Below are 15,486 nucleotides of genomic sequence, written 5' to 3' on the forward strand. Positions count from 1 at the left end.
GAGATTTCGGCTCTGCGAGCCGCCCCGGAATGACGGCGCACACATCAACAGAAATGCGCCCCCTGTGTCTCCACATAGACCGCATAGAGCGACTGGCTCGCGGTCATGAACAGGCGGTTCCTCTTCCTGCCGCCGAAGCAGACATTGGCACAGGTCTCGGGCAGCAGGATCTGTCCGATGCGCGCGCCGTCGTTCGGTGCGAACACCTGCACGCCGTCATAGCCCGGACCGACCCAGCCGGCGCCGACCCAGATGTTGCCCTCGGTGTCGACCCGCAGGCCGTCGGGGAAGCCTGACTTGCCGTCGAGCTTCATGTCGATCAGCCGCTTCGGGTTCGACAGCTTCGACCCGTCGATGTCGTAGGACCACACCACGTTCTCCGCCTGCGGATAATGCGTGATGCCGGTGTCGCAGACATAGAGCTTCTTGTAGTCGTGAGAGAATGCGATGCCGTTCGGCTTGAACGGCTCGTCGGCGACCTTCGCGACCTGTCCGGTCTGCGTGTCGAGACGATAGACCGCTTCCTTCTGATACGGCTGCAACGAGCCGGTATTGGCAAGCTTGCCCTCGTAGATGCTGATCGCGCCATAACCGGGATCGGTGAACCAGATCGCCTTGTCGTTGGGGTGCACGACCATGTCGTTGGGGCCGTTGAGCGGCTTGCCGCCAGCCTGCTCGGCCAGCGTCGTCACCGAACCGTCATGCTCGTAGCGGACGAGGCGGGTGCGCTCGGCGCTGATCTGGCGGCCCTCAGTGTCGAACGAGTTGCCGTTGGCCTCGTTCGACGGCTTGTGGAACTGCTCGGAGATGTGCCCGTCGTCGTCGAGATAGCGCAGCTGCCGGTTGGCCGGGATATCGCTCCAGACGAGATATTGGCCCTGCGCATTCCACGCCGGTCCCTCCGCCCACAGGCAGCCGGTATAGAGCCGCTTGATCGCGGTGTTGCCGACCTTGGCCTTGAAGCGCTTGGGGTCGATGGCAATGATGTCAGGGTCGGGATAGCGCTGCGGCTCGGCATTGGCGCCGAACTCGCGGGCGTCAGCGCGCGAGGCGAGCAGGGCGGTTGCGGCCACCGTGGCCGCGCCCTTGAGAAGAGTGCGGCGGTCGAGACCGCCACGCTCGCTTGCAGTCGTATCGTCGGAGTTGGTCAGTATTCTTGTCATGGTTTCCTCCCAAAGTTTTGTTGGGAGGACAGCATCCGCCTGCAATCGGGCGTAAACCGGGGCGATCTCTGATCGAGACAACCAGAGATCGCAGGGCAGGGATGCCGGAAATGCGGCTGGACGGATCCTTACACGGGATCCCAGGGGAAGATGTCGGCGGAGCGGTCGAGCTTGTAGAACGAGCCCTTCAGCGCCGGCATGCCGTGTTCCGCGATCGATTGCGGCGTCCAGCCTTCGCTGCGATGCACCGAGCGCAGCGGGCGGTTCTGGCTGAACAGGAACAGCTCGTTCATGCGCGCGCCGAAGATCTGTCCGGTGACGTCCTTGGCGGCATCGGACAGCAGATAGGCGCAGACCGGCGCGATCTTCTCCGGGCCCATCTGCTTGATCTTCTCGACGCGCGCCTTCTCGGCTTCGGTCTCGGTCGGGATGGTGCCGATCATGCGGGTCCAGGCGAACGGCGAGACGCAGTTGGAGCGGACGTTGAAGCGGCCCATGTCGAGCGCGATCGACTTCGACAGGCCGACGATGCCGAGCTTGGCGGCGGCGTAGTTAGCTTGGCCAAAGTTGCCGATCAGGCCGGAGGTCGAGGTGAAGTGCACGAAGGAGCCGGACTCCTGCTCACGGAAAATCCGCGCCGCGGCGTGGCTGACGTAGAACGAGCCCATCAAATGCACCTTGATGACGGCCTCGAACGCTTCCACGCTCATCTTGTGGAAGATCATGTCGCGCAAAATGCCGGCATTGTTGACGACGCCGTCGAGCCGGCCGAAATGATCGGTCGCGGTCTTCACGATCTTGCTGGCGGGAATCGCTTCCGCCACCGACTCGAAATTGGCAACCGCCGCGCCGCCGCGCTTCTTGATCTCCTCGACGACTTCCTCGGCGGGAGAAGCGCTCGAGCCGGCACCGTCGGCGGCGACACCGGGATCGTTGACGACGACCTTGGCGCCTTCCGCCGCGCAGAGCAGCGCGATCTCCCGCCCGATGCCGCGGCCTGCGCCGGTGACGATGATGACCTTGTCTTGCAGTGATTTTGTCATGTGGGTGCCTCCTGTTATGCCCGTCATTCCGGGATGGTGCGAAGCACCAGACCCGGAATCTCGAGATTCCGGGTTCGCGCTGCGCGCGCCCCGGAATGACGGTGCGTTACCTCTCGTTCGTAAACACGATCGTGCCCGATGCCGCGAACATGCCGCCGACGCCATGGCACACCGAAATCTTCGCGTTCGGCACCTGCGCCGGCGCGATGCCGCGCATCTGGCGCACGCTCTCCTGGAGCGCGTACATGCCGTACATGCCCGAGTGCATGTAGGAGAGACCGCCGCCATTGGTGTTGAGCGGTAGCTTAGCCCCGGGCCGCGTGTTGCCGTCGGCGATGAACTTCCCCGTTTCCTCATGCGGCATGAAGCCGAGATCGCCGAGGCCGAACAGCGGCAGATGCGCGAACGCGTCGTAGATCATGAGATGATCGACGTCCTTGTGCGCGATGCCGGCTTCCTTGAACGCGAGGGGACCCGCGGTCTTGAACGCGCGCGAGGAATTAAACGTCTCCATCTGGCTGACCATCGGCGTTTCCACGCTCTCGCCGGTGCCCATGATGTAGACGGGCTTGCGCGGAAAATCCCTGGCGCGGTCGGCCGAGGTCAGGATCAGGGCGCCGCCGCCGTCGGTGACGAGGCAGCATTGCAGCAGGCGGAACGGATAGGCGATCATGCGCGAATTGAGGACATCAGCGACCGTGATCGGGTCTTTCATCATCGCCCGCGGATTCTTCGCCGCCCATTCGCGCTGCACCACCGCGACCGCGGCAAGCTGCTCGTGGGTGATGCCGTAGGTTTTCATGAAGCGCAACACGGGGATCGGGAACATGCTGGGCGGACCATAGACGCCATAGGGCGCCTCGAACTGGCCGTTGAGGCTGTCCGCCGGCGTCGAGCGCGGCAGCTTGCCGATCATCGATTTGCCGCTCTCGGCATGGGTGATCAGCACGGTCTTGCACAGGCCGGCCTCGATCGCCGCGGCGGCATGACGAACATGCAGCATGAAGGAGCAGCCGCCGACCGAGGTGCCGTCCACCCAGGTAGGCCTAATGCCGAGATAGTGGCAGACCTGCTGCGGCGTTTCGACCGCTGTGGCAAAGCCGTCGATGTCGGAGAGCTTCAGCCCAGCATCGGCGATGGCGTTGAGCGCGGCGTCCGCGTGAAGCTGGAGCTGCGAGGCGTTGGGGACGATTCCGAGCTCGGTGGTCTCGGCCGCGCCGACGACGGCAACCTGGTTGCTGCGCATGGCTTACCCCTTCGCCGGACGGAAGACGGGAAGGGTGATCTTGTCGTCGAGCTCCTGGAAGGCGACCTCGAGCTTCATGTCGAGTTCGAGCGCTTCCGGGGTCTGCGGGCAGTCGATGATGTTGCTCATCATCCGCGGTCCCTCGGCAAGCTCCACCACGGCGATCGCATAAGGCGGCGTGAAGCCGGGCGCGGCGGGACGGTGGTTGATCACGTAGCTGTAGAGGAAACCCTTGCCGCTCGCCTTGAAGATGCTGACCTTGCGCGAGGCGCAGGACGGGCAGAACGGGCGCGGCGGGAAGTAGACATGCGCGCAGGCGTCGCAGCGCTGCAGGCGCAGTTCGCCCGCTTTCGTGCCGTCCCAGAAATGCTGGGTCTCCGGCGTCGGTTTCGGTCGCGCGCGCTGCGGTTCGGCCATGTCGGCGGGTCCTCCCGGGCGGCAGGCCTTTGTGCCTGCCTGCTTCGACCTTGATGCGACAATCGACCATGGCGCGTCAACGGTCCAGCAATGCGCATGCATGCCATCATGCGCACAATGCTTGTGTCGAACTGAAGCAGCGCTATAGATTGCGCGCGCAAATATTCCGTGAGACAGACATGCCCGATTTTCCGACACTGGCGAAGCTCGCCGAAGACCTCGAAAGCGGCCGCACCACCTCCCGCAAGCTGGTCGAGGCCTGTCTCGCCAGGATCGCCGACCCCGCCGGCGAGGGCCAGCGCACCTTCATCCACGTCGACAAGGACGCCGCGCTCGCGGCGGCGGATGCGATGGACGCCTTGCGCAAGGTCAAGGCCGCACCGTCGCGCTATGCCGGCATCCCGATCTCGATCAAGGACCTCTTCGACATCAAGGGCCAGGTGACGCGCGCCGGCTCCCGCGCGCTCGACGATTCCCCGGCGGCCGAGCACGACGCCGCGACGGTCGAGCGGCTGCGCAAGGCCGGCTTCGTCCTGATCGGTCGCACCAACATGACCGAGTTCGCCTATTCCGGCATCGGCATCAATCCGCACTACGGCACGCCCAAAGGCGCCTGGAACCGGGCCGAGGGCCACGTGCCAGGCGGCTCGTCCTCGGGCGCGGCGGTCTCCGTGCTCGACGGCATGGCGCATGGCGCGCTCGGCACCGACACCGGCGGCTCCTGCCGGATTCCGGCCGCCTTCAACGGCATCGTCGGCTACAAGCCGACGCAGCGTCGCGTGCCGCTCGACGGCGCCGTGCCGCTGTCGTTCTCGCTCGACAGCATCGGGCCGCTGGCGCGATCGGTCAGCTGCTGTGCCATACTCGACGCCGTGCTCGCGAACGAGCCGGTCGTCGCGCTGAGGCCGCGCCCGGTGAAGGGCATGCGGCTGGCGGTGCCGACCACGATTGCGCTCGACGACCTCGACAAGGCTGTGGCCGAGACGTTCGAGCGCGCGCTGAAAACGCTGGCCGATCACGGCGCCATCATCGATCGCATCGAGATGGCCGAATTCCACGATATCGGCCCGATGAACGCCAAGGGCGGCTTTGCCGCGTCCGAGAGCTACGCCTGGCACCGCTATCTCATCACGACCAAGGGGGACGTCTATGATCCCCGCGTATCCGTGCGCATCATGCGCGGCGAGGCGCAGAGCGCGGCGGATTACATCGATCTTCTCAACGAGCGCCGCTCGCTGATCGCCCGCGTCAATGCGCACATCGCCCCCTATGACGCCTTGGTGCTGCCGACCACCGCCAACACCCCGCCGAAGATTGCCGACCTTGCCGACGACAAGGCGTTCACCACCCAGAACCTGCGCGCGCTGCGCAACTGCACCCTGATCAACATGATCGACGGCTGCGCCATCTCGCTGCCCGCACATCGCGAGGGCGACGTTCCCGTCGGCCTGATGCTGGCGGGTGCGGGCGGATCGGACCGCCGTATCTTTGAACTTGCTGCCGGCATGGAGGCCGTAATTCGTGTTTGACCTGACTTTCACCGTCGATGCCCAGGACGCCACCACGCCGCTGACGCTGGCGATCGACCAGATGGTCATCGCCGGCTGGACCGGCCGCGATCCCGTCGCGCGCGACAAGCACATCGCCGAGCTGCAAGAGATGGGCATCGCCCCGCCGGCCTCGACCCCGATCTACTACCGCGCCTCGGCGCGGAGGCTGACCATGGAAGACCGCATCGAGTGCTGCGGCGGCGACTCGTCCGGCGAGGTCGAGTTCGTGCTGATCGGCTGGCAGGGCCGCATCTTCGTCGGCTGCGGCTCCGATCACACCGACCGCAAGGTCGAGGCCTACAACGTCACAGTCTCCAAGCAGATGTGCGACAAGCCGATTGCGTCAGTGCTGTGGGAGCTCGAGGACGTCATCGGTCACTGGGACAGGATGATTTTGCGTTCCTACGCCACGATCAAGGGCGAGCGCGTGCTCTACCAGGAGGGCACGCTCGACGCGATGCTCCCCGTCGCCGACCTGATCGCGCGCGGCTTCGACGGCACCAGGTTCCCCGACGGCTGCGCCATGTTCGGCGGCACCTTCGCCGCGAAGGGCGGCATCCGCCCCGCCGACCGGTTCGAGTTCGAGTTGGAGGATCCCGTGCTGAAGCGGACGATCAGGCATGGGTACGACGTGGTGACGTTGCCGGTGAGGGGCTGAGGCTCTCCACCGTCATTGCGAGGAGCCCTTGCGACGAAGCAATCCAGACTGGTTCCCCGGTGGGATTCTGGATTGCTTCGCTGTGCTCGCAATGACGGGGAGGCAGTCGGAAATCGGGTGGTTACGGTCGTCAGGACTTGCGACACAACCTCCGTCATTCTGGGGCGCGACGACGTCGCGAGCCCGGAATCCATTCATCCGCAGTCTCTGCGGCTTGATGGATTCCGGGCTCGCGCCCAAGAGGGCGCGCCCCGGAATGACGGATGTGGATAGGATGAGCCATGGGCGTCGCCAAACGTATTGCCGCAACTGAATCCGGAACTGACGTTGCCTCCCAGGTCGATGCCCTCGACTGGCCCCAGATCACCGGAGACCTCGATACCCAGGGCTGCGCCGTCCTCAAGGGCCTGCTCAGCCCCGACCAATGCCGCGCCATCGCCGCGCTCTATCCCGATGACGCGCACTTCCGCAGCCGCATCGTCATGGGCCGCCACGGCTTTGGCCGCGGCGAGTACAAGTACTTCTCCTATCCGCTGCCTGATCTCATCGCGCAGCTGCGCCCGGCGCTCTATGCGCACCTGCAAGGCGTCGCCAATCGCTGGAACGAAGCGATGGGGATCGACATTCGTTACCCCGCTGCGCACGCGGCGTTCCTGAAGCGTTGCCACGAGGCGGGGCAGGCGCGGCCGACGCCGCTGCTGCTGCAATACGAGGCGGGCGACTACAACTGCCTGCACCAGGACCTCTATGGCGAGCACGTGTTCCCGCTCCAGGTCGCGATCCTCCTGTCCGAGCCCGGCCGCGACTTCATCGGCGGCGAATTCGTGCTGACCGAGCAACGCCCGCGCATGCAGTCCCGCGCCGAGGTGGTGCCGCTGGCGCAGGGCGACGCCGTCGCTTTCGCTGTGCATCACCGTCCGGTGCAAGGGACACGCGGCACCTACCGGGTTAACCTCCGCCATGGCGTCAGCCGCATCAGGTCCGGCCAACGCCACACGCTGGGTGTGATTTTTCATGATGCCAAATGAGCGCAGGCGTTGACGGCGGATTTGTTTGATAGCGTCGCCGAGGCGCAGCCCTCGCGCGAGGAGATCGCCGACGGCGCCGTCTTGCTGCGCGGCTTCGTCAGGCCGATCGAGAGCGAGCTGATTGCCGCCGCGCGCGCGATCGTGGCGCAATCGCCATTCCGGCGGATGACCACGCCCGGTGGCTATCAGATGTCCGTGGCGATGACCAATTGCGGTGAGCGCGGTTGGATCACCGATCACACCGGCTATCGCTACGACCCGATCGATCCGCGAACCGGCGCGCCATGGCCGGCGATGCCGCCGGTGTTCCGCGATCTCGCCCGCCGCGCGGCGGAGCAGGGTGGTTTTGACGGCTTTTCGCCCCAGGCCTGTCTCGTCAATCGTTACGAGCCGGGCACGCGGCTGTCGCTGCATCAGGACAAGGACGAGCTCGATTTCGCCGCGCCGATCGTCTCGGTTTCGCTCGGGTTGCCCGCGACCTTCCTGTTCGGCGGCATGGCGCGCAGCGACAAGCCGCGCCGCTTCCGGCTCGTCCATGGCGACGTCGTGGTCTGGGGCGGGGCCAGCAGGCTCGCCTATCACGGCGTGGCGCCGCTGGCCGACGGCGAGCACGCGCTGCTCGGCCGGCAGCGCATCAATCTGACCTTCCGCAAGGTGCTCTGAAGCAGTTCCTTAGGGCCTTGCCGTCGTCTAAGCTTCGGCGAGGGGGGGAGGCAGCGACATGACCACTGCACAGGTCTCGACTGGCGCGAGCACAAACGCGGCTCGCACGGGACTTTATCTCGCCCTGCTGCAATTGGTATTCACGCTGGGCTGGACGACCTACGTCGTCTACCTGCCAAGGCTCGCGGCGGATGTCGGCCTCGCGCCGGCGGTCGTGATTTTCATCCTGATGCTGGACCAGGCGATCTTCACCATTGCCGATACCGCGATGGGGATCGCGGCCGACAGGATCGCGCCCGTCGTCGGGCGGCTCGGCCTGTTCGTCGGCGTGCTCGCGGCGATCTCGTGCGCGGCCTTCGTCGCGCTGCCTTTCGTGGCCGGGGTCGGCGCGGGTGCGCAGGTAGGGTTGATCGCGCTGATCGTGGTCTGGTCGGTCACGTCGTCGGCCCTGCGCGCGCCGCCGCTGACCTTGCTCGGCAAGTACCGCGCCAGGCCGCAGGTGCCGTTTCTCGCGGCGCTGGCCATGCTGGGCTATGGCCTCGCCGGCGCCGTCTCGCCCTATCTCGGCGTGATGCTGCGCGAGCACGACGCGCGGCTGCCCTTCGTGATCTCCGGCGCGGTGCTGCTGCTGACGGCGCTCGGGCTGTCGCGGATCGAGTACGATGTGGCGCGCGACACCTCGCCGCCGACGCCGGCCGAGGCGGCCAAGCCGCTTGGCCTGGTGCCGATCGCCTTCATCGTCGCGATGGTGGCGCTCGCGCTCGGCTATCAATTGCACTTCGCCATGAACAGCGCGCCGTTCTATCTGCGGTTCGCCAAGCCGGACGAGCTGCAGTGGTTGATGCCGGTGTTCTGGATCGGCTTCAACATCGCGATGTTTCCGGCGAGCCTCGTCGTCAAGCACCGTGGCGGCCTGATCGTGATGGGCGCCGCCGGATTGCTTGGAGCGGTCGCGATCGCGGCGGCGGAGCTTGCCGGCAGCCTCAACACGCTGATCGCCGCGCAGTTTCTCGCCGGCGCGGCCTGGGGCTGCATGCTGATGAGCGCGATCTCGGCCGCGCTGGCGATCGGCTCGACCGGTGCGGAGGGGAAGGTCACCGGCCTCGTGTTCTCGGCGCTGGCGCTCGGCACCTTCGCGCGGATGGCGGCGGTCGCCGGCGGCTTGCAGAAGATGCCCGAGTACGCGCCGTTGCTGCACTGGGCCCCGGTCGCCTGCTGGTCGGTCGCAGGCGCGGGCCTGTTGGTGATCGCGGCGGCGCGACTTCAGGGCGCGCCCGGCCTCAAGGCTTCGGCGGGTGGATGAACGCCCACGGGCTGATTTCGGAGTCCCGCGTCACCTCGACCGAGATCAGATACGGCCCGCCGTGGCTAAGCGCCTTCTCCATCGCCGCCTTGAACTGGTCCGGTGCGGTGACGCGCGCCGCCGCCACGCCAAAGGATTCCGCGAGCTTGACGAAATCCGGGTTGACGAGGTCGGACGCCACCGCGCGGCCGTCGAAGCGCTCGCGCTGGTCGCGACGGACATTGCCATAGGCGTTGTTGTTGAACACCAGTGTCACCACGCCGATGTTGAACTGCACGGCGGTGGCAAGTTCCTGCACGCCGAACATGAAGCCGCCGTCGCCGGTGATCGCCACCACCGGCTTGTCCGGGTTCGCCACCTTGGCGCCGAGCGCGGTCGGAAAGCCGGAGCCGAGCGTGCCCTGATAGCCTGACGTGATGAAGGTGCGCGGCTCGTAGATCGGGAAGCCATACCAGGAGGCGAAGCCGACCTGCGACAATTCATCGGTCACGATCGCGTTTGCCGGCAGCATCTCGCGCAGGATGTTCAGATACGCCATCTGCGGCTGGATGCGCTGGATTTCGGTTTGCGCGGTCGCAGTGGCCTCGCGGATCGCGGCACGGCGGCCGGCGGTCTTGCCGTAGCCGGCCTTGCGCACGGCGGCGGCGAGATCGGCGGTCGCCGCCTTGGCATCGGCGACGATGGCGGTGTCTGAGATGAAGCGCCGCATCTCGACTGGATCGATGTCGATGCGGATGCTCTTCAACCCGTCGGGGCGGTAGGGCCAGCGCGACATCGTCGGCAGCTCCAGCCGCGTGCCGATGCCGATCATGAGATCGGTGTTCGGCCACAGTTTGTAGGCGGCGGCCATGTTGAGGCCGAGCTCGTGCGCGTTGGAGACGATGCCGCGGCCGCTGCGGAAGGCGACCACGGGCGCATCGATCATCTCGGCGAGCTCGAGGATCTCCTCGCCCGCCTCGATCGCGCCGCTGCCGACGAAGATCATCGGCGCTTTGCTCGCCTTGATCAGCGCGGCCGCCTGTTTGATCAGATCAGGATCTGGTAGTGGCGCGGGCAGTGGCTCCAGCACCTCTACGGCGGCGGTGTCGGCGCGCTGAGTAAAAATATCCCAGGGCATCTCGACCGAGGCGGGACCACGCCGCCCGGAGGTCATCTCCTGGAAGGCGCGGGCCACGGTGGTCGGCGCGTTGCCGGGCGTTTCGATCCGGTCGGCCCATTTCACATAGGTGCGCAGGGTCGCGAGCTGGTCCGGCATCTCGTGCAGATGGCCGCGGCCCTTGCCGAGGAACTGCGTCGGCACCTGGCCGGTGACGCACAGCACCGGCTCGTTGCAGCCGTATGCGGTGAGCAGCGCCGCGCTGGCGTTGAGCACGCCGGGACCCGGCACCACGCTGAACACGCCGGGCCTGCCGCTGGAGCGCGCATAGCCGAACGCCATGTAGCCGCAGGCCTGCTCGTGCCGCGCGCCGATCACCTTGAGCTGCGCCTGATGGAAGGCGTCGAAGAGGCCGTAGATTTGCGCGCCGGGCAGGCCGAACACGGTGTCGACGCCATGGGCGACAAGGCCGCTTACGATCGCTTCGCCGCCGGTGAGGGTGGTCATTCTGCTATTCCATTTCAATCGTTGGTCAGGCTTCGTCGACGACGCCGTTCCGCAGGCGCCCGATGCCCTCGGCTTCGATCTCGATCACATCGCCGGGCTTCAGGTATCGCGGCGGATCGAACCGTGCACCAGCGCCGGTTGGCGTGCCCGTCACGATGATGTCACCGGGAACCAGCGTTGCGAAGGTCGAGATATAGCTGATGAGGTAGCGGAACGGAAACATCAGCCGGCTGGTACGGTCGTCCTGCCGCAGCTCGCCGTTGACATGTGTGGTGAGCCTGATGTCGGCGATCTGGGATTCCCGCATGTAAGGCACCAGCCACGGGCCGAGGCTGCCGCTGGAATCAAAATTCTTGCCCTGCGTGACGTTGAACTTGGCGTGGCGAAGCCAGTCGCGCACCGAGCCTTCATTGCAGAGCGTGAGTCCGGCGATGTGGTCGAGCGCCGTGCTTTCCGGAATGTGCCGGCCGGCTTTGCCGATCACGAGCACGATCTCGCCTTCATAGTCGAGCTGCGCGGAGGCACGCGGGCGCACCAGCGGCGTATCATGGCCCACGAACGAGCGGGGCGAGCGCATGAACATGCTCGGATATTTCGGCGCGTCCTGGCCGTCCTTGTACTCGGCATTGCGGTCGGGATAGTTGACGCCGATGCAGATGATCTTTTCCGGCGCAGGCACCGGCGGCAGCCAGGTGATCTCGCCGAGCGCGTGAACCGGCGTGCGGCCCGCGGCTTCCTCGGCAAGGCTGACGAGCTTTCCGGCGGCGATCACCTCGCGCAGCGTCGGATAATCCTTGGCGTAGCGCGCGGAGAGATCGACGATGCCGCCCTCGAGGACGGCGCCGTACCTGGGTTCACCCTTGACGGAATAGGTGGCGAGGCGAGGGAGCTTCATCGCTTAATCCGCCACCAGCACGTCGGCGACGAATTTCGGCTCGCGCACGGTCTGGCCCGTGAAGGGTGAGCCTTGCTCGAACCAGGAGCGCGGGGCGGGTGCGCCCCACAACGTCTGGCGGCGCGGATCGCGCAGCGACCAGCGCAGCGGCTCGTGGTCGTGATCCCCGGTGAAATAGTCGCTGGTGTAGAGCTCGAGGCGGTGTCCATCAGGATCGCGGACGTAGAGGAAGAACGCATTCGAGATGCCGTGGCGTCCGGGGCCGCGCTCGATGTTCTTGACGAAGCCCGAGGAGGCCATGACGTCGCAGAGATGGATGATGTTCATCGCCGTCGGCGTCCAATAGGCGAAGTGATGCAGCCGCGGGCCCTTGCCGTTGGTGATGGCGAAGTCGTGGACATTGCCCTTGCGATGCATCCAGGCGGCGGCGATGCGCCCGTTCGGCCCGTCTTCTTCCGCGTACTCGGTGAGGCGGAAGCCAAGCCGCGCATAGAAGTCCACGGTGTCCTGCACCTCGGCGGCGAAGACGTTGAAATGGTCGAGCCGCTGCGGGTGGCAGCCCCGGTAGAGGTCGTAGCGGCGAAGCAGATGCGGCCGCTTGTCCATCGCCGCATAGAGCTCGATCTGGAAGCCGAAGGGATCGGTGAATTGCAGCGTGCGGCCCTGGAACGGCTGGTCGACGAAGGCGTAAGCGAGGCCGTTCTCGGAGAGGAACGCGGCGGCCTTGTCGAGGTCCTTGTCGTTGCCGACCTTGAAGCCGAGCCGGGCGCAGGCGGGAGCCGCCGCCTTGCGCAGCACCAGCGAGTGATGTTGATGCTCCTCGGCGGCGCGCAAATACACCACCTTGTCGTCGGCATCCTCGACATGCAGTCCGACGGTGGTCTCGTAGAACGCGCGGCTGAGCTTCAGATCGGTCACGTCGAGCACGACGTGGCTCGAACGGATGATGTTGAAGGGCGGCTCGAAGACGTGTTGCGGTACGGGCATTGGCGTTTCCCCTCGGTCCTGTCATTCCGGGGCGGCTCGCAGAGCCGAACCCGGAATCCATCGCGCAGCAGAGTTGGTGGATGAATGGATTCCGGGCTCGCGCCTTGCGCGCCCCGGAATGACCGTTTCCCTAAATTCCCAGTTTCTGAATCTTGTGTGTGCCCCGCGCCAGCGAGACGTGCTTGGTTTCCATGTAGAAGTCGAACGAGTAGTCGCCGCCGTCGCGGCCGATGCCCGAGGCCTTCATGCCGCCGAACGGCGTCGGCAGATGGCGGACGTTTTCCGAGTTCAGCCAGATCATGCCGGCCTCCAGCGCGTCGGCGACGCGCAATGCGCGGCCGACGTCGTTGGTCCAGACATAGCCGGTCAGGCCGTAGCGGATGTCGTTGGCGATCTCGATCGCGTCGGCTTCGTCCTTGAAGGGCAGCACGGTGAGGAAGGGGCCGAACACCTCTTCCTGCGCGACGCGCATCTTGCCATGCGCGCCGGTGACCAGCGTCGGCTCGACATAATGTCCGCCGCCGGGGCCGTCATAGGCCTTGCCGCCGACCGCAATGGTCGCGCCGTCCTTCCGCGCGACGTCGAAATAAGAACAGACCTTTGCGAGGTGCCGCTCGTGGATCAGCGGTCCGATCTCGGTTGAGGGGTCGAGGGGATGGCCGACCTTCAGCGCCTTCACGCGCGCGGTCAGCTTCTCCACGAATTTCTCCGCAATGCTGGCCTGGATCAGCAGCCGGCTCGACGAGGTGCAGCGCTCGCCATTGAGCGAGTAGATCATGAACACGACGGCGTCGAGCGCGCGGTCGAGATCGGCATCGTCGAACACGATCACCGGGTTCTTGCCGCCGAGCTCGAAATGCACGCGCTTCAAGGTCGGTGCACCCTGAACCATGATTGCCGAGCCCGTCGCGCTCTCGCCGACGAAGCCGATCGCCTTGATGGCGGGATGCTCGGTCAGCGCCTTGCCGGCCTCTTCACCGAAGCCGTGCACGGTGTTGAGCACGCCGTCGGGGACGCCGGCTTCCTTGACAAGTCTTGCGAGAATGGCGGCCGTCACCGGCGACCACTCCGCCGGCTTGTGCACGACGGTGCAGCCGGCGGCCAGGGCAGGCGCAATCTTCCAGGTCGAGAGCATGAACGGCGTGTTCCAGGGCGTGATCACGCCGACCGGGCCGATCGGCACGCGGGTCGAGACGTTCCAGTGCTCATCGCTCGGCGTGTTCTGGCCGTCGCGGGCTTCCGCGCATTTGTCGGCGAAGAAGCGAAAATTCTCAGCGGCGCGGATCGCGGCCTTGGCCATGAAGCGATAGGCCTGCCCAGTGTCGATGCATTCCAGCACGGCGATGTCGTCGGCATTGTCCTCGATGGCATCAGCCACGCGATGCAGCAGCTTCTTCCGCATCGCGGGCCCCATCTCGCGCCACGACTTGAAGGCGAGCGCTGCGGCGGTTGCCGCGCGATCGATATCCTCGGCATTGCCGCGCGCAACGCTCGCGAGCACAGCGCCATCGACCGGCGACTTGGTCTCGAAGGTCTCGCCTGAAATCGAGGGGACGATCTTGCCGTCGATCATGTGGCCGATGCCGTCGGCGCGCAGCGTCTTCAAGAGCGGCGCGACGCGGTCGCGGTTGGCCTGGAACACATCGGCTTTCGGCGTGGGCTTATCCATGGGTGGCCTCCACTTTCAGGGCGTCGTGGATGTTGTTGCGCTTCCAGCTGGTGTCCTTGTCGTTGATCTGCATGTCGAACGAGAGGGCGAACTTGCTGGCGTCGAAGACGGGATCGAGATGCCGCGAGAGGGCCTGGAAGACGTGCTCGCCGGCTGTCTTGCGGGTGGGGAGGTCGCGGCCCTCACCGATGCGCAGCACCATGTCGAGAAAGCCGTAGTCCTGCCTGCTATCCGCGATCGCATAATGCTCACACCTGACAGCGCGGACGCGGATGCCCCCGAGCGGGAAGATGCCGGTCTCCACCGCCGCCTTGCGCACCACTTCGCAGACCGCGCCGATTTCGAGGCGGCCATCGAGATTGGCCGAATACTCGATCGTGAAATGCGGCATGGCGGTTTCACTCCCTGTCTTTTTTGTTCGCCTAGGCGAAGTAGCAGCTCACCGAGCCGTAGGCGCCATAATCGGCCTGAATTGTGTCGCCCTTGCGGGTCTCGATCGGACGGATAAAGGAGCCGGCGAGCACGACCTGGCCGGGCTCCAGCGCAAGGCCGAGCGGCGCGATCTTGTTGGCAAGCCAAGCCACGGCGGTGGCGGGATGATTGAGCACGCCGGCGGCAAGGCCGGTCTCTTCCAACTGGCCGTTCTTGAAACACAGCGCGCCGATCCAGCGCAGATCGGCCTCCAGCGGGCGGATCGGCCGGCCGCCGAGCACGATGCCGGCATTCGCCGCATTGTCGGCGATGGTGTCGAAGATTTTTCGCGTGGCCTTGGTCTTGGGGTCGACGCGTTCGATCCGCGTGTCCAGAATCTCCAGTGCCGGCACCACGAAGTCGGTGGCGTTGAGCACGTCGAACATCGTGCAGTCGGGGCCGGCGAGGCGCTTGCTCATGACGAAGGCGAGCTCGGCCTCGACGCGCGTCGCGATGAAGCGCTCGGTCGGGACCAGGCCGCCGTCGGCGAAGAACATGTCGTCGAGCAGCACGCCGGAATCCGGCTCGTCGATGTTGAGCGCACTCTGCATCGCCTTCGAGGTCAGGCCGATCTTGTGGCCCTTGACGAGGCGCCCCTCGGCGATCTTGACGTCGACCCAGGCCTTCTGAATCGCGTAGGCGTCAGCGATGGTGATGCCAGGGAAATCCTGCGAGAGCTGCCGGATCTGCGTGCGGGTCTTCTCCGCCTGGTGCAGACGTCTCGCGCAAGCTTGGATATCGTCGTTGGAAAGCGCCATCTGTGATCTGACAAATCGTGGTGCGGGGAGAT

General features: G+C 65.8%; 15 protein-coding genes. 5 read left to right on the forward strand and 10 right to left on the reverse strand.

The features are described 5' to 3' along the window. Positions 1–44: 44 nt before the first annotated feature. From AAFG50_RS13600 to AAFG50_RS13615, 4 genes are all read right to left on the reverse strand, one after another. Positions 45–1,163: an SMP-30/gluconolactonase/LRE family protein gene (locus AAFG50_RS13600; RefSeq protein ID WP_028172364.1), complete on the reverse strand. Its 1,119-nt coding sequence runs from the start codon at positions 1,161–1,163 to the stop codon at positions 45–47. A gap of 128 nt (positions 1,164–1,291) precedes the next feature. Continuing rightward, the gene (locus tag AAFG50_RS13605) at positions 1,292–2,206 is read right to left on the reverse strand and encodes an SDR family oxidoreductase (protein ID WP_028172363.1); all 915 of its coding nucleotides are present in this window, start codon (positions 2,204–2,206) and stop codon (positions 1,292–1,294) included. 106 nt (positions 2,207–2,312) lie between these two features. Next, positions 2,313–3,452 (reverse strand): thiolase, encoded by a 1,140-nt coding sequence (locus tag AAFG50_RS13610; RefSeq protein ID WP_011085742.1) that lies wholly within the window; start codon positions 3,450–3,452, stop codon positions 2,313–2,315. A gap of 3 nt (positions 3,453–3,455) precedes the next feature. Continuing rightward, the gene (locus AAFG50_RS13615; protein WP_028172362.1) at positions 3,456–3,869 is read right to left on the reverse strand and encodes a Zn-ribbon domain-containing OB-fold protein; all 414 of its coding nucleotides are present in this window, start codon (positions 3,867–3,869) and stop codon (positions 3,456–3,458) included. A 179-nt stretch (positions 3,870–4,048) separates the two neighbouring features. Here AAFG50_RS13615 and AAFG50_RS13620 point away from each other — a divergent pair, with 179 nt between their 5' ends. The 5 genes from AAFG50_RS13620 to AAFG50_RS13640 all read left to right on the forward strand — a co-directional run bounded on the left by AAFG50_RS13620 (position 4,049) and on the right by AAFG50_RS13640 (position 9,071). Beyond that, a complete protein-coding gene (locus tag AAFG50_RS13620; RefSeq protein ID WP_028172361.1) occupies positions 4,049–5,398 on the forward strand; it encodes an amidase in 1,350 nt (449 codons plus the stop codon). Then, positions 5,391–6,077: a DUF2848 domain-containing protein gene (locus AAFG50_RS13625; protein WP_028172360.1), complete on the forward strand. Its 687-nt coding sequence runs from the start codon at positions 5,391–5,393 to the stop codon at positions 6,075–6,077. Before AAFG50_RS13620 ends, AAFG50_RS13625 begins: the two co-directional genes overlap by 8 nt. Before the next feature lie 281 nt (positions 6,078–6,358). Beyond that, positions 6,359–7,105: a 2OG-Fe(II) oxygenase gene (locus AAFG50_RS13630; protein ID WP_028172359.1), complete on the forward strand. Its 747-nt coding sequence runs from the start codon at positions 6,359–6,361 to the stop codon at positions 7,103–7,105. A 9-nt stretch (positions 7,106–7,114) separates the two neighbouring features. Beyond that, the gene (alkB, locus tag AAFG50_RS13635) at positions 7,115–7,768 is read left to right on the forward strand and encodes a DNA oxidative demethylase AlkB (protein ID WP_028172358.1); all 654 of its coding nucleotides are present in this window, start codon (positions 7,115–7,117) and stop codon (positions 7,766–7,768) included. Positions 7,769–7,826: 58 nt separating this feature from the next. Beyond that, the gene (locus AAFG50_RS13640) at positions 7,827–9,071 is read left to right on the forward strand and encodes an MFS transporter (protein ID WP_028172357.1); all 1,245 of its coding nucleotides are present in this window, start codon (positions 7,827–7,829) and stop codon (positions 9,069–9,071) included. On the opposite strand, the gene AAFG50_RS13645 is transcribed toward AAFG50_RS13640, so the two are convergent. From AAFG50_RS13645 to hpaH, 6 genes are all read right to left on the reverse strand, one after another. Beyond that, the gene (locus AAFG50_RS13645) at positions 9,049–10,674 is read right to left on the reverse strand and encodes a thiamine pyrophosphate-dependent enzyme (RefSeq protein ID WP_028172356.1); all 1,626 of its coding nucleotides are present in this window, start codon (positions 10,672–10,674) and stop codon (positions 9,049–9,051) included. The genes AAFG50_RS13640 and AAFG50_RS13645 overlap by 23 nt on opposite strands. 25 nt (positions 10,675–10,699) lie before the next feature. Continuing rightward, entirely contained in the window at positions 10,700–11,569 is an 870-nt protein-coding gene (locus AAFG50_RS13650) for a fumarylacetoacetate hydrolase family protein (protein ID WP_028172355.1), read from the reverse strand. A 3-nt stretch (positions 11,570–11,572) separates the two neighbouring features. Further along, a complete protein-coding gene (gene hpaD, locus AAFG50_RS13655) occupies positions 11,573–12,556 on the reverse strand; it encodes a 3,4-dihydroxyphenylacetate 2,3-dioxygenase (RefSeq protein WP_028172354.1) in 984 nt (327 codons plus the stop codon). Positions 12,557–12,686: 130 nt separating this feature from the next. Next, the gene (hpaE, locus tag AAFG50_RS13660; RefSeq protein WP_028172353.1) at positions 12,687–14,225 is read right to left on the reverse strand and encodes a 5-carboxymethyl-2-hydroxymuconate semialdehyde dehydrogenase; all 1,539 of its coding nucleotides are present in this window, start codon (positions 14,223–14,225) and stop codon (positions 12,687–12,689) included. Next, on the reverse strand, positions 14,218–14,616 hold the full coding sequence (locus AAFG50_RS13665) for a 5-carboxymethyl-2-hydroxymuconate Delta-isomerase (RefSeq protein WP_028172352.1): 399 nt from the start codon (positions 14,614–14,616) through the stop codon (positions 14,218–14,220). Before AAFG50_RS13665 ends, hpaE begins: the two co-directional genes overlap by 8 nt. A 31-nt stretch (positions 14,617–14,647) precedes the next feature. After that, the gene (gene hpaH / locus AAFG50_RS13670; protein WP_028172351.1) at positions 14,648–15,454 is read right to left on the reverse strand and encodes a 2-oxo-hept-4-ene-1,7-dioate hydratase; all 807 of its coding nucleotides are present in this window, start codon (positions 15,452–15,454) and stop codon (positions 14,648–14,650) included. Positions 15,455–15,486: the final 32 nt, after the last annotated feature.

Source organism: Bradyrhizobium sp. B039, from assembly GCF_038965675.1.
In the GTDB taxonomy this organism is placed as follows: domain Bacteria; phylum Pseudomonadota; class Alphaproteobacteria; order Rhizobiales; family Xanthobacteraceae; genus Bradyrhizobium; species Bradyrhizobium diazoefficiens.

Bases quoted from the DNA above. Each gene is read 5' to 3' on its own strand.
- AAFG50_RS13665 (WP_028172352.1), bottom strand. From the start codon at position 14,616: ATGCCGCATTTCACGATCGAGTATTCGGCCAATCTCGATGGCCGCCTC.
- AAFG50_RS13620 (WP_028172361.1), top strand. From the start codon at position 4,049: ATGCCCGATTTTCCGACACTGGCGAAGCTCGCCGAAGACCTCGAAAGC.
- AAFG50_RS13630 (WP_028172359.1), top strand. From the start codon at position 6,359: ATGGGCGTCGCCAAACGTATTGCCGCAACTGAATCCGGAACTGACGTT.
- hpaH (WP_028172351.1), bottom strand. From the start codon at position 15,454: ATGGCGCTTTCCAACGACGATATCCAAGCTTGCGCGAGACGTCTGCAC.
- hpaE (WP_028172353.1), bottom strand. From the start codon at position 14,225: ATGGATAAGCCCACGCCGAAAGCCGATGTGTTCCAGGCCAACCGCGAC.
- AAFG50_RS13650 (WP_028172355.1), bottom strand. From the start codon at position 11,569: ATGAAGCTCCCTCGCCTCGCCACCTATTCCGTCAAGGGTGAACCCAGG.
- hpaD (WP_028172354.1), bottom strand. From the start codon at position 12,556: ATGCCCGTACCGCAACACGTCTTCGAGCCGCCCTTCAACATCATCCGT.
- AAFG50_RS13640 (WP_028172357.1), top strand. From the start codon at position 7,827: ATGACCACTGCACAGGTCTCGACTGGCGCGAGCACAAACGCGGCTCGC.
- AAFG50_RS13600 (WP_028172364.1), bottom strand. From the start codon at position 1,163: ATGACAAGAATACTGACCAACTCCGACGATACGACTGCAAGCGAGCGT.
- AAFG50_RS13615 (WP_028172362.1), bottom strand. From the start codon at position 3,869: ATGGCCGAACCGCAGCGCGCGCGACCGAAACCGACGCCGGAGACCCAG.
- AAFG50_RS13645 (WP_028172356.1), bottom strand. From the start codon at position 10,674: ATGACCACCCTCACCGGCGGCGAAGCGATCGTAAGCGGCCTTGTCGCC.
- AAFG50_RS13610 (WP_011085742.1), bottom strand. From the start codon at position 3,452: ATGCGCAGCAACCAGGTTGCCGTCGTCGGCGCGGCCGAGACCACCGAG.
- AAFG50_RS13605 (WP_028172363.1), bottom strand. From the start codon at position 2,206: ATGACAAAATCACTGCAAGACAAGGTCATCATCGTCACCGGCGCAGGC.